This window comes from Candidatus Phytoplasma stylosanthis, assembly GCF_032886435.1.
Classification (GTDB): Bacteria; Bacillota_I; Bacilli_A; order Acholeplasmatales; family Acholeplasmataceae; genus Phytoplasma; species Phytoplasma stylosanthis.
Map to the genome: position 1 here is coordinate 110,028 of NZ_JAUZJP010000001.1, position 14,041 is coordinate 124,068.

Below are 14,041 nucleotides of genomic sequence, written 5' to 3' on the forward strand. Positions count from 1 at the left end.
GCAATTTAAAGAAGTAATTTTAAAAAACTTATTTCTTTATTATATATTTTCTCAAAAAAAAATTTATAGTTATATTTTATAATTTATGAAATCGAAATTTTTTTTAATCAATTTAATAAAAGTTTTTCTTAATAAATTTAAAATTTTTTTTTATATATTCTAAACCAGAAAAAATAATTAAACAAGCATTAATAATTAAAATAATTTTTATTAACATTAATAATGATTCATTGCTTAATATATTTTTTTTTTCTATTTGAATTGATAATAATAACAATGAAATAGTTAAAAAATTAAAAATAGTTTTTATTTTCCCCCATAGAGAAGCTATTATAATATTTTTTTTTTCAAAAGCCATCAATCTTACTCCCATTATAATAAAATCTCTTATGATATTTATGAGTAAAATGCTAAGAATGAAAGGTTCTACGGAATCATTATTTTTTAATAGTAATATTTTTTCATTACTTATTTTATAAACGTAAAAAAAAGAAACAATAATTAAAAGTTTATCCGCTATTGGATCAAAAAATTTACCAAAAATTGTTTGTTTGGTTATTTTTTTAGCTATAAAACCATCTAATACATCTGTTATAGAAGCAGTAACAAAAATAAGAAAAAAAAATTGTCTATTCGAAATTATTTTGAATAAAGATAAATCTTGACACTTGTAATTATAATTTTCTCTAATAAATAAATAAGGTAGCATAAAGAAAACTAAAATAATTCTGAATATGGTTAGTAAATTAGCTGATAATTTTATTATTTTTCTCATTCTCTAATTGAACTTTCTTTTTTTGTTTTTATTTTTAATTTTTAATTGTTAAATATTATAAAAATATATTCAGTTAATTTCTTATATTTCTTAAAATATTTCGTTTAATATTTTTTTTTACTGTTTTTTTGCTTTTTTAGTTTCTTTTTTAATCTTGGTTAATTAGTAAATACAATATTCGTGCCTTATATAATTTTATATAATTTTGTATAAATATTTCTAAATTTTTATATACAATTTTTATATGTAGATGCCTTTTATTTTTTATCTCTATTTTTTGGTGGCATTTCTTATATAATTTATTATAAATTTTTTTTGTATAAAATAATAAAATATTAAAGTTTTAATAAAAAAATGTAATTTTAATATAAAATAGAGTATATGATTAGAAAAGTAATGTAATTAGAATTAATTGTTTTTCAAATATTCATAAGATTAAAAATGTTTTATTTATATTTTTTCTATCTATTTTATTCTATAATAACCTATATAACATATATATAATTAATAATTGTTGTTATTTGTTATTTGTTTAATTATATTTATTAATCTATATTAATCTTTAAGTATTAATCTATATATATTCTTAAAATTGGTTCTTGGTTCTTTAATTTATGAATTATGAATTATGAATAACAAAAAAAATTATTCACAAAGGTGTTAGAATTAATTATATGTATGGATTATAAAAAAATATTTTTTAATGTTTTATATTTAATTCATCTTAATGTCTATTTTATTAAAATAAAAACATTCAATTTTATTTTGAATTTCTATTTTTATATTTTAACTTTGTTTTAATTTCAATTTCATATGTTAATTTTTCTTTCTCTAGATTTTTATCTCTTAGATATTTAATTATTAAAATTTTAATATTATTTTTTTTATTTGTGATATATTTTATTTGTTTTACTTTAATTTAAAGTTATTAATTTATTTTTACTAAATAAGGAATGTTAAAAAAATGGCTAATATTAAACAACAAAAAAAACGTGTTAAAACTAATGAAAAACGTAGATTAATTAATAGATCTTTTAAATCATCAGTTAGGACTTTTATTAAAAAATTTAAAAAATCTGTCGCTTATTCTGATAAAGATAAAGCTATTTCTTTTCTCAATATTATTAATAAGAAATTAGATAAGGGACGTTCAAAAAGAATTTATCATATCAATTTTGTGTCTAGAAATAAATCTAATTTAGCTAAATTGTTGAATAGCATAAATTGATAAAAGTTATAAAAATTATGATTACTATAATAATAAAAAATTATTCAAAGGATATATTTTCTACATGCTAGATTTGAAATTTGTTCTTTCTAATATAGATTTAGTTCTAAATCAATTGAAAAACAGAAATATCGATACTTCTTTTTTAAATAAAATTATTGATTTATCTAGTTGCAGGAAAGAATTAATTTTTAAGATAGAAAAGATTCGTTTCAGAAAAAATAATTTATCTGATAGCATTCCTAAATTAAAACAAAATCAACAACTAGATAATCTTTTTTTTCAAAAAGAACAAATTGAAAAGATGAAACTTAAAGAATTAGAAAAAAAATTAAAGGAATTAGAATTAAATATTTCAAATATTTTATATAATATCCCTAATATTTACCATGATTCAGTTCCCATTGGTAAAGGAGCAGAAAATAATATCGAAGTATTTCGTTTTTTAGAACCTAAAAAATTTTCTTTTCCTGTTAGAAATCATGTAGAATTAGGAAAAAAATTAGATATTTTAGATTTTGATAAAGCTATTACAATTGTTGGTAGTAAGTTTGTTGTTTTAAAAGGTTTAGGGGCAAAATTAGAAAGATCTTTAATAAATTTTATGTTGGATACTCATGTTTCTAGAGGATACAAAGAAATTTTACCTCCTTATATTGTTAATGAGTCATCTGTGTTATCTTCTGGACAACTTCCTAAATTCGAAAAAGAACTTTTTAAATTAAAATTAGATAAACATAATTGGTATTTGAATCCTACAGCTGAAGTTCCTATGATTAATTTGCATCGTAATAGTATTTTTAATTTTGATCAATTGCCTTTAAAATATGTTGGTTATACTACTTGTTTTAGGCAAGAAGCTGGTTCTTCTGGCAAATATATAAAGGGTATTTTAAGACAAAAACAGTTTAATAAAGTTGAATTAATTCAATTTGTAGATCCAAAAAATTCTTATGTAGTTTTAGAACAAATTTTAAAAGATTCCGAAAACATTTTGAGGAAATTAAATTTACCATATAGAATTGTTGTTTTATCTACGGGTGAATTAGGTTTTAGCATGAGTAAAACTTATGACATTGAAGTATGGATTCCTAGTCAAAAAAAATATGTTGAAATAGCTTCTATAAGTAATGCTGAAACCTTTCAATCTAGAAGAGCTAATATTAAGTTTATTTCTTCTAAAAAAAATAAAAAACAGTATTTACACACTTTAAATGGTTCGGCTTTAGCCATCGGCAGAACAATAATGGCTATCATGGAAAATTATCAAGATAAAGATGGAAATATTATTTTACCCGAAGTATTACATAGTTATTTAGGAACACATTTAATTAAATAAAACGTTTTATATTCTTATTATTCTTATATAAGGAAAAAATTATGATGAACAAAATAAAAGATTTTATTAAAAAAATTAATGTTTTACACGTTGTCTCTTTAGTTATAATGATAGGTTTATATTTCGTTGTTCATAAAAAAATAAATAAACCTAAGTTATTAAATCCAAATGATCTTAGTAATGTATTAAGTGAAATAAAAAAACAAAAAGAGTCAAATTTTCTAGAAAATCCAAAAAAAATAGCAGTCAATACTGATAAAGATACTCAAATAACAGATGTTATTGGCATTAATAGTATTGAATATTACCTTTCTTCTGAAAATCATTATGATGTAGAAGTTGAATACAAAAGAGATAGCGAAAACAAATCTGAAAAAATAAAATATATAGGTTTAAATATCCAACAATTTGAAGAAATTCGTGCATTTTGTAAAGATAATATGCAATATTTAAAATTGTTTGGACCTAAAGAAAAAGAATTGTATTACGGTTTTGAACCTTTGGTGCAAGCTTTGAATATTAGTTTTTTCATTTTGATTTTTTATTTTTTTTATGATTTATTAAAACAAGCTACAGGTCAATTAGTAGATCAATTATCAGATAAAAATAAATTAGAACAAAAAAAAGGAGTTATTAGATTACCTAAAATAAATTTTCAAAACATTGCTGGCGCTGAAGAAGAAAAAGAGGAAATGAAAGAATTGGTTGATTTTTTAAAAAATCCACAAAAATATATTTCAATGGGTGCTAGAATTCCTAAAGGAATTTTATTATCTGGTCCTCCTGGAACTGGTAAGACATTATTAGCAAAAGCTTTATCTGGGGAAGCTCAAGTACCTTTTTTTGCTGTTTCGGGTTCTGAATTTGTAGAATTATTTGTTGGTCTTGGTGCCGCTCGTATTAGAAATTTATTTAAAACTGCTCAAAAACATGCTCCTTCTATAATTTTTATAGATGAGATCGAAGTTGTTGCACGTAAAAGAGGGATGTCTTTAAACAACACTGAACAGGAACAAACTTTGAATCAATTATTAATTGAATTAGATGGTTTCAATAATAATAGAGGAGTTATTGTTATTGCTGCAACAAATCAACCTGATTTTTTAGATCCAGCATTGTTGAGACCTGGTCGTTTTGATCGTCGTTTTAATATTAATTTGCCAAGTGTTAAAGATAGAGAAGCCATTTTAAAATTACACTCTTCAAATAAAAAAATATCTTCTGATGTAGATTTATTTGAATTAGCTAAAGAAACTCCAGGATTTAGTGGCGCTCAATTAGAAGGTATTTTAAATGAGGCTGCTTTATTATCTATTAGAAACAATTCTAATATTATTGATAAAGCGATAATTAGTGAGGCTGTAGATCGTATTTTAATGGGGCCAGCAAAAAAAACAATTCGATATTCAGAAGAAGAAAGAAGAATGGTTGCTTATCATGAAGCAGGTCATGCTGTAATTGGTTTAAAATTAGAACATGCTCAAAAAGTTCAAAAAATAACTATTATTCCAAGAGGTTCAACTGGTGGTTATAATTTAATGCTTCCTGAAAAAGAAACTTTTTTTACTTCTAAAAAAAGAATGATATCTAATATTGTTTCTTATTTAGGGGGAAGAGCTGCAGAAGAAATATTTTTTGATGATATTTCCTCTGGTGCTTGTGGTGATTTTGAACGAGCAACTGAAATGGCTAAATTAATGGTTACTAAATATGGAATGAGTGAATTAGGACTAACTCAATTTGATGATTCAGACGGTGTTAGTTTTCATAAGAAATTTTCAGATATAAAAGCTTTGGAAATTGATGAAGCGATTCAAAAAATTATTTCTAATTGTTATGAAACGGCTAAAAAAATAATTTCTGAAAATAAAGAACTTTTTTTAAAAATAAGTTATTATTTATTGGAAATCGAAACTCTTAGTAAAAAAGATATTGATGAAATTTTCAACACAGGTAAAATAAGTTGGATTGATGATAAAAAATCAAATAATTTTATTAACAAAATAAACAAAGAAGAAAACAAAGAAGAAAACAAAGAAGAAAACAAAGAAGAAAACAAAGAAGAAAACAAAGAAGAAAACAAAGAAGAAAACAAAGAAGAAAACAAAGAAGAAAACAAAGAAGAAAACAAAGAATAAAAGAATTATTCTTTGTTTTTTTAACTTTGTTTTTTAACAAAAAAATTAAAATATTTTCTCCAAATAATAAAAAAATAATTTTAAAATAATTTAAATTATTAAATATTAGTTATAAGCATAATATAAGTATATGTATAATTTTTTTATTTTTAAATTAAGAAAGTTTTTTCAATAATGCTAAAAGAAGAATTTATTGTTGAAAATAAATATAAAAAATTGCGTTTAGATATTTTTTTAACAAAAAAATTAAATATTAGCAGAAATAAATGTTATTCATTCATTAATTCTGGTTTAGTTTTAGTTAATGATAAAATTATTAAAAAAAAAAGTTACATATTACAAGAAAATAATTTAGTAAAAGTAAATATTATAGAAAAAAAATCTATTTTTGATATTTTTCAGCCTGTTAATTTAAATTTAAAAATAATTTATGAAGATCAATATTTTGTTGTTATTGATAAACCATTGAATTTAATAGTTCATCCTTCTTCTAGTTATTCAGGAATCACTTTGATTAATGGATTATATTATCAAATTAAAGATTTTAATTGTTCAGATATAACAAGACCAGGGATTATTCATCGTTTAGATAAAAACACTACAGGTTTGATTATAATTGGTAAAACAGATGAATCAGTAAGAATGATGCAAAATTTAATTCAAAAAAGAAAAGTTCAAAGAGTTTATTGGGCGCTAATTTATGGTCAATTAAGTCATGAATACGGAACTATTAATTTACCTATTAAAAGAAATTATAGTAATTATTTAAAAATGGAAATTTCTCCTCAAGGAAAATCTGCTATTACACATTTTAGAGTTTTAAAAAAATTTTCTACATTTTCTTTATTGGAATTAAAATTAGATACAGGAAGAACACATCAAATTAGAATACATTTATCTTATTTAAAACATCCTATTGTCGGAGATTGTTTGTATGGTCCTAAAAATCAAGTAATAAGTTCACAATTATTACATTCTAAAAAAATTAGTTTTTACCATCCTTTTAATAATGAAGAAATAAGATTAGAAATTGATTTATCTAATCATTTTAAAGAATTTTTATCAAAAATAGTTTACTAATAATTTTATATTATTATATTTTTTATTCATCTCAATGACAAAATAATTATTGTATATTAATCAAGGATATTTCTATGTATTTTCAAAAAATTAAAATTCAAATAGAAAAAATTTTAAATTATAAATATTCTGATATTCAGATAAATTTACAAACTGAATATATTGAAGAGGATTTTGATTTTTTTTTGTCATTGTTTCAATATAAAGACAAAATGCAAAAAAGTTTACTGGATATTTTTGAAGATTTTAAGAATCAATTATATTTAAACAAGTTAATAGAAAAAGTTTTTTTTTTAAATGGTTTTTTAAATATTAAATTAAATAGAAAAATGTTAATTGATAATTTTTTTGTAAAAAATAAAAAATCTATTGATGAATACTTAAAAAAACAAAATAATTATAAAAAAGTTATTATTTTAGATTATTCTTCTCCTAATATAGCTAAAAATTTTTCTATCGGTCATTTACGTTCTACAATGATCGGTAATGCTTTAAAAAATGTTTATAAAAAATTAGGTTTTAAAACTATTAGCATTAATCATTTAGGTGATTGGGGAACTCAATTCGGAAAAATGATTTTAGCTTATAAAAAATGGGCTAAAGAAGAAAATATTTTAAAAAATCCTATCGACGAATTACAAAGAGTTTATATTTTGTTTCATGAAGAAGCTAAAAAAGACAATTCTTTAGAAGAAAAAGCAAGAGAAATTTTTTTTCATTTAGAAAAAAAAGATAAAGAAATAACTGATTTATGGAAATGGTTAAAAAAAATTTCTTTAAAAGAATTTAAAAGAATTTATAATTTGTTAGGTGTTAAATTTGATTATTTTATTGGTGAATCATTTTTTCATAATAAAGCGATAAAATTATTAAAAGAATTAAAAAAAAAAAAAAATGTTAGTATTAGATAATCAAGCATATATTATGGATTTAGGGAATAATATTCTACCAGCTTTAATACAAAAAAAAAATACAAGTACTCTTTATTTAACAAGAGACATAGCATGTGTTTTATATCGTTATAAAAAATTTGGTTTTTATAAATGTTTATATATTGTTGGAAATGAACAAAAATTACATTATCAACAATTAAATTTAATTGTTAAAAAAATAGGTTATGATAATCTTAAATTAGAACATATTAATTTTGGTTTAGTTTTTTTTCAAAATATGAAAATTGCTACAAGAAAAAGTAATGATTTCAAATTAATTGATATTATTAAACAAACACAAAATGAATCAAAAAAAATAATAAAAAAAAGATTTTTAGATAAAAAAAAAATAAACGCTATATCTTTGAAAATTGCAGTAGGATCTATCGTTTTTAATGATTTAAAAAACGATCGTTCTTTAAATATAGAATTTAATTTACAAAAAATGTTGCAATTTGAAGGTAATACTGGTCCTTATTTACAATATACATCAGTTAGATTTCGTTCTATTTTAAAAAAAGTAGAAAATATTAATAATTATGATTTAAATTCTCTAAAAATGAATAATTATTATCTTCAATTTCATTATTATAAGTTGATTAGATTAATGGATAATTTTTTTTTAATATTAGAAAAAGTTAAAAATAAAAATATGCCCAGTTTTTTAGCTAGGTATTTATTTCAGTTGGCTAAAAATGCTAATCATTTTTATGCAAAAGAAAGAATTTTAAACAAAGAAAATCTATTTTTACAAAATGCTAATATTTTTTTGATAAAAAATTTTTTAAATGTTTTTGAAGAAGGTTTAAATATTTTAGGTATTCCTGTTTTAGAAGAAATGTAATTAATTCTTGATTGATTTTTAAATCAAAATTTACATATTTAAAATATAATTTGTTTTATTTTATTTTTATATTTTTTCATCATGAATAATTTTAAAAAGAAAAGAGTTTTTTATTTGTGAACAGTTTTGATTTAGAACAAAATTCCAATGATTGGCATCTTCATAGAAGAAAATATATTAATGCTTCAGAAGTATCAATTATTATGGGTTTAAATCCTTTTGAAAGTAAAAAAAATTTTTTTAAAAGAAAACTTTTTGATGAAAAAATAGAGGATAATTTATTTATGCGTTATGGCAGAAATTTAGAATCTAAAGCGCGAGATTTTTTTAATGATATTAACAAAACAGAATTTAAACCTTTAGTTTTTGTTAAAGAATTTTTTTCAGCGTCTTTAGATGGTTGGAATAAAAAAACTAATAGTTTGCTAGAAATTAAATGTCCTTTTTATTTAAATTCTAATACTTGGAAAGATTTTTTTATGAATGATAAAATTCCTATTTATTATTATGCTCAAATTCAAGCTCAAATTTATTGTTCAAATGCAGAAAAAGCTTTTTTTTTAGTTTTTCAAAATTATCAAAATGCCAAAATAAAAGTTATTTTAAGAGATAAATCTTTTATTGATAGAATGTATAATGAATGTTTGGAATTTTATAATCTTTTTATAAAAGCAAGAAAAATTTTAGATAAAATTTCTGAATAAAAAAAAAATAGAATTTATTATCTTTTTTATTATTTTTTAATTTTGTTATCTATTAACATATAAAAATAGAAAAATTATTGTATAATTAGTATAATTATACTATATTAAATAAATAAGAATTATAAAAAAATATTTTATAATTAAAATGAGGATAGGAATGATTTTAGATACTATTAAAGATATTATTTCTCGTAAAAAATATGTCAAAGATATTACAATTACTCATCAAACAAGATTAAAAGAGGATTTAGGATTAGATTCTTTTGATGCTGTTGAATTAGCTATTGAATTAGAACAAACTTTTAATTTAAAAATAAGTGATGAAGCTATGCAACAATTTAAAATAATCCAAGATGTTGTTGATTACATTCAAAAAAGTTTATCTTAATTGAATTATTTTTTTATTTTTTAATTAAATTAAGGAATTTTATTATGTTAGTCTATGATTTTAAAAAAATAGAATTTAAATGGCAAGTTCATTGGGAAAATAAAAAAACTTTTAAAACTAATATAGATTTTAATAAAAAAAAATTTTATTGTTTAGATATGTTTCCTTATCCTTCTTCTTCAGGTTTACATATTGGACATATTAAAAGTTATACAGCGAGTGATATTGTTAATAGATTTAAAAGAATGAATGGTTATAATGTTTTTCATCCTTTTGGATGGGATTCTTTTGGTTTACCAGCAGAACAATATGCTTTGAATACAGGTAATAATCCGATTTCTTTTACTTATAAAAACATTGATAATTTTAGAAAACAAATCAAAATGTTAGGAAAAGGTATCGATTGGGATACTGAATTAGCCACTTCTGAACCTTATTTTTATCATTGGACTCAATGGATTTTTAAAAAATTTTATGAAAAAAATATTGCTTTTTTACAAGATGTAAATGTTAATTTTTGTGAACAATTAGGAACGGTTTTATCCAATGAAGAAGTTTATACAGTAGAAAATAAAGGAACTTTTTCAGAAAAAGGTGATTTTCCCGTTGTAAAAAAAAAAATGAAACAATGGGTTTTAAAAATTAGTTCTTATTTTGATAGACTCTTAGAAGATTTAAATTTATTAGATTGGCCATCTCAATTAAAAGATATTCAAAAGAATTGGATAGGCAAAAAAAAAGGGTTTATTTTTAATTTTCGTGTTTCTGATGAGCCGAATTATATTATAAAAGTTTTTACAACTCGTCCTCATACTATTTTTGGAGTTAATTCTATAGTTTTATCACCTGAGCACCCGTTAGTTTTCTCTATTACTAAAAAAAGATTCGTTTCATCAGTTAATTCTTATATAAAAAAGATACAAAATCAAACTGATTTAACTAGAAATATTAATAAAAATAAAACAGGAGTTTTTACAGGTAATTATATTATCCATCCTTTTACTAAGAAAGAAATACCTATTTGGATATCTGATTATGTTTTACCTTATTATGGGACAGGTGCTATTATGTCTGTTCCTTTTTGCGATGAAAGAGATTTTTTATTTTCTAAAAAATATAATTTAGAAATAATTCCAATTTTTGAATTTCATGATAATTGTGCAAATCATTCAGTAATATATAATAAAATGGATAATTTTTTAATTAATAGTTTTTTTTTAAATAAAATGAATATTGAGGAAGCTGATTCCAAAATTATAGAATTAGCTCAAAAAAATAAATTAGGATATATTCATTCTACTTATCAAATGCATGATTGGATTTTTTCTCGACAAAGATATTGGGGCGAACCTTTCCCTATTTATTATGATGAAAATGATAATATTTATTTAGAAGAAGACGAAAAATTACCTTTATTATTACCTATTCTAGAGAAAATAGAAATTTCAGGAGATGGTTTTTCTCCTTTATCTAAAATAAAATCATGGTTATATTTTACAAAAGATGAAAAAAAATTTAAAAGAGATTCGAATACTATGCCTCAAACAGCGGGTAGTTCTTGGTATTATATAGCTTATATTTTAAAAAATAAATCCGGAATTATTCCTTTAAATTCCAAAGAAGCAAAAGAAAAATTAGATTATTTCTTACCTGTTGATCTTTATATCGGTGGTAAAGAACATGCAGTAGGACATTTATTATATTCTCGCTTTTGGCATAAATTTTTATATGATCTAGGTTTGGTTTCTTGTTCAGAACCTTTTACTAAAATCGTAAATCAAGGTATGATCTTAGGAGAAGATCATTTAAAAATGAGTAAATCTAAAGAAAATAGTGTAAACGCTTCTTTGATTTTAGAAAAATATGGTTCTGATGTAACAAGAATTTATATTATGTTTTTAGGACCTTTAGAAGAAGATAAAGTTTGGAATGAAAATGGTTTAAGAGGTGTTCAACGTTTTTTGAATAAAGTTTATAATTGTTTTTCATTATTTTTAGTCAAAGAAGAGTCTCATTTATTAGTTCAAACATTAAATAAAACTATCAAAATAGTTACAGAATATTATGAAAAATTAAAATTTAATACTGTTATAAGTCAATTAATGATTTTTATTAATCAAGTTTGTAAAATCAAAAAGATAAATCATGAACAAGCTTTAATTTTTTTAAAATTACTTAACCCTCTTGCACCTCATCTAACTGAAGAATTAAATCAAAAATTTTTAAATAATTCAGAAGAGTTAGTTTATTCTCGATGGCCTGCTTATGAAAATAAATTATTTATTGATCAAGATAATATAAATATATTAGAAATTATTATTCAAATTAATGGTAATTACAAATCTAAAATTAAGGTTTTTGCAAAAGATGATAAAGAAATAATTTTAAAAAAAGCTTTAAAGGAAACCAAAATTAGTTATTTGGTCAAAAATAGGAAAATTTTAAATGTTATCTATATCAAAAATAAAATATTAAATTTAGTTATTTAATTTTTTATTTTAAACAAGAAAAGAAATGGATAATAAGATTTCATATGAAATTAAATAAAAAAGGGTTAATAATAGTTATTTCTGGTCCATCTGGTGTCGGAAAAGGAGAGATAAAAAAAACTTTACTTAAAAGAGGTAATGGTAATTTTGTTTATTCTATTTCTGCTACAACCAGAAGCCCCAGACCACAAGAGAAAAATGGTAAAGATTATTTTTTTATTAAAGAAGAAGAATTTAAAAAAAAAATTAAAGAAAATTTTTTTTTAGAATATAATAAATTTGTTAACCATTACTATGGTACGCCTTATAAAAATGTTTTGAAACAATTAGAAGAACATAAAGAAGTGATTTTAGAAATAGATATCGAAGGCGCTTTACAAATCATGCAACATAAGGTTCATAAAGATAGTGTTTTTATTTTTATCGCTCCTCCTTCTAAAAAGGTTCTTTATGAACGTTTAAAAAAAAGAAATTCTGAATCTCCAGAAGATATTAAACAAAGAATGTTAAAATCAGAAAAAGAAATTCATTTAGCTTATAGATATGATTATATAGTTGTCAATGATGAAATAGATAACGCTGTTGATAAAATTTTTTCTATTATTATCGCAGAACATTCTAAAACTAAAAACAGTATTGATTATTATTTGACAGAAATTTTAAAAAAAGGAGAATTTTATTGATGTTAAAAAAACAAAAAGAAGGTTTAGATTATCCTTCAATCGATGAATTATTAAAAAGAATAGATTCTAAATATAAATTAGCTTATTTAGCGAGCAAAATTGCTCATATAATAAAAGAAAAAAATATAGATGTTACTCATGTTGAAGGTAATAAAATTTTAACTAAAGCTTTATCAGAAATTATTAATAACAATTTTCATATTGTTTTCGAATAATAAAAATTTATTTAATAAATACGGAAGGGGGGCGATAACATTGAAATGAATCATATTCCTGTTTTAACTAAAGAAGTTATTGAATATTTAAATATTTATTCTCAAGGAATTTATGTTGATGCTACTTTAGGCGATGGTGGCCATAGTGCAGTTATTTTGAAAAAAATAAATCAAGGTTTTTTGTATTCTTTTGATTGTGATTTATTTGCAATTCAAAAATGTCAAAAAAAATTCAAAAATACAAAAAATATTAATTTAATACATAATAATTTTTCTTTTTTAAAAGAAGAATTATTAAAAAGAAATATATTTAAGGTTGATGGTATTGTTTTTGATTTAGGGTTATCTTCTTCTCAAATTGATCTTCCTAATAGAGGGTTCAGTTATTTAACAGATAATTTTTTAGATATGAGAATGGATCTTCGAAAAAAAAAAACAGCTTCTTTTATTATCAATAATTATAGTTTTTCTGAATTAAAGAAAATTTTTTTTTTGTTTGGAGAAGAACCTAAAGCATCTTTAATTGCTAACGAGATTATAAAAAGAAGACCTTTAAAAAAAAGTTTAGAATTAGTTGAAATCATTGATAAATTTTATCCTTATTATATGAAAAAAAGAAAAGGACATAGTGCCAAAAGAATTTTTCAAGCTTTAAGAATAGAAGTGAATCAAGAATTATCATCTTTAGAAAAAGCTTTACAACAAAGTTTGCAAATTTTAAAAAAAAATGGAAGATTAGTTTTAATTAGTTTTAATTCTTTAGAAGATAGGTTAATTAAAAATTTTTTAAAGACAAATAGTAAATTTAATTTAAATCATCAATTTCCTTTTGCAGAAAAAGATATTCCTTTATCACCCTTGACTATTCTTACCAAAAAAATTATTCTTCCTTCTGAAGAAGAAATCAAATTTAATCCAAGAAGTCATTCTGCTAAATTGAGAGCAGCTGTTAAAAATTTTTGAGTAAAAAAAAATATAAGATTAGCTTGATAATTTATATTTTTCATTCATTAATAAGCATTTTTTTTGTAAAAGAATCAAATTTAATATATAATTAATTTGATTGTCTTTTTTTAGTTAATTTTTATATTTAATTATTCAAAAATTAATTTTTGAATAATTTATTTTCATTATTTTTTGTTTTTTAATATTATTAAAAATTTAATATAATTTTTTTTATTAAATGAAAAAAATAAATTATAAATTCTAATTATAATTTTTAATTA

13 protein-coding genes are annotated in these 14,041 nt (G+C 21.2%); 12 read left to right on the forward strand and 1 reads right to left on the reverse strand.

Annotated features, from left to right (window positions below; translation table 11 throughout):
* Positions 1 to 112: 112 nt before the first annotated feature.
* Positions 113 to 775: a CDP-alcohol phosphatidyltransferase family protein gene (locus tag Q8777_RS00430; protein WP_318676256.1), complete on the reverse strand. Its 663-nt coding sequence runs from the start codon at positions 773 to 775 to the stop codon at positions 113 to 115.
* A 964-nt stretch (positions 776 to 1,739) separates the two neighbouring features.
* Here Q8777_RS00430 and rpsT point away from each other — a divergent pair.
* The 12 genes from rpsT (at position 1,740) to rsmH (ending at position 13,778) form a co-directional block, all read left to right on the forward strand.
* The gene (rpsT, locus tag Q8777_RS00435; RefSeq protein WP_318676255.1) at positions 1,740 to 2,003 is read left to right on the forward strand and encodes a 30S ribosomal protein S20; all 264 of its coding nucleotides are present in this window, start codon (positions 1,740 to 1,742) and stop codon (positions 2,001 to 2,003) included.
* Positions 2,004 to 2,067: 64 nt separating this feature from the next.
* The gene (gene serS, locus Q8777_RS00440; RefSeq protein ID WP_318676254.1) at positions 2,068 to 3,342 is read left to right on the forward strand and encodes a serine--tRNA ligase; all 1,275 of its coding nucleotides are present in this window, start codon (positions 2,068 to 2,070) and stop codon (positions 3,340 to 3,342) included.
* A gap of 41 nt (positions 3,343 to 3,383) precedes the next feature.
* Positions 3,384 to 5,480 carry an ATP-dependent zinc metalloprotease FtsH gene (gene ftsH / locus Q8777_RS00445; RefSeq protein WP_318676253.1) on the forward strand — a complete coding sequence of 699 codons (2,097 nt, stop codon included), beginning with the start codon at positions 3,384 to 3,386 and terminating at the stop codon, positions 5,478 to 5,480.
* A 174-nt stretch (positions 5,481 to 5,654) separates the two neighbouring features.
* Positions 5,655 to 6,560: an RluA family pseudouridine synthase gene (locus tag Q8777_RS00450; protein ID WP_318676252.1), complete on the forward strand. Its 906-nt coding sequence runs from the start codon at positions 5,655 to 5,657 to the stop codon at positions 6,558 to 6,560.
* 74 nt (positions 6,561 to 6,634) lie between these two features.
* Positions 6,635 to 7,471: an arginine--tRNA ligase gene (gene argS, locus Q8777_RS00455; RefSeq protein ID WP_318749431.1), complete on the forward strand. Its 837-nt coding sequence runs from the start codon at positions 6,635 to 6,637 to the stop codon at positions 7,469 to 7,471.
* Positions 7,455 to 8,336 (forward strand): arginine--tRNA ligase, encoded by an 882-nt coding sequence (argS, locus tag Q8777_RS00460; RefSeq protein WP_318749432.1) that lies wholly within the window; start codon positions 7,455 to 7,457, stop codon positions 8,334 to 8,336. The genes argS (Q8777_RS00455) and argS (Q8777_RS00460) overlap by 17 nt, the downstream gene beginning before the upstream one ends.
* 116 nt (positions 8,337 to 8,452) lie before the next feature.
* Complete coding sequence (locus tag Q8777_RS00465; RefSeq protein WP_318676249.1) at positions 8,453 to 9,040, forward strand: YqaJ viral recombinase family protein; 588 nt, start codon at positions 8,453 to 8,455, stop codon at positions 9,038 to 9,040.
* A 145-nt stretch (positions 9,041 to 9,185) separates the two neighbouring features.
* Positions 9,186 to 9,428: an acyl carrier protein gene (locus tag Q8777_RS00470; RefSeq protein ID WP_318749342.1), complete on the forward strand. Its 243-nt coding sequence runs from the start codon at positions 9,186 to 9,188 to the stop codon at positions 9,426 to 9,428.
* A gap of 44 nt (positions 9,429 to 9,472) precedes the next feature.
* The gene (leuS, locus tag Q8777_RS00475) at positions 9,473 to 11,917 is read left to right on the forward strand and encodes a leucine--tRNA ligase (protein WP_318749341.1); all 2,445 of its coding nucleotides are present in this window, start codon (positions 9,473 to 9,475) and stop codon (positions 11,915 to 11,917) included.
* A gap of 44 nt (positions 11,918 to 11,961) precedes the next feature.
* On the forward strand, positions 11,962 to 12,600 hold the full coding sequence (gene gmk / locus Q8777_RS00480) for a guanylate kinase (protein WP_318676246.1): 639 nt from the start codon (positions 11,962 to 11,964) through the stop codon (positions 12,598 to 12,600).
* The gene (rpoZ, locus tag Q8777_RS00485) at positions 12,600 to 12,815 is read left to right on the forward strand and encodes a DNA-directed RNA polymerase subunit omega (protein WP_318676245.1); all 216 of its coding nucleotides are present in this window, start codon (positions 12,600 to 12,602) and stop codon (positions 12,813 to 12,815) included. The genes gmk and rpoZ overlap by 1 nt, the downstream gene beginning before the upstream one ends.
* A gap of 39 nt (positions 12,816 to 12,854) precedes the next feature.
* The gene (gene rsmH, locus Q8777_RS00490) at positions 12,855 to 13,778 is read left to right on the forward strand and encodes a 16S rRNA (cytosine(1402)-N(4))-methyltransferase RsmH (RefSeq protein ID WP_318676346.1); all 924 of its coding nucleotides are present in this window, start codon (positions 12,855 to 12,857) and stop codon (positions 13,776 to 13,778) included.
* The last annotated feature ends 263 nt before the right edge of the window (positions 13,779 to 14,041 follow it).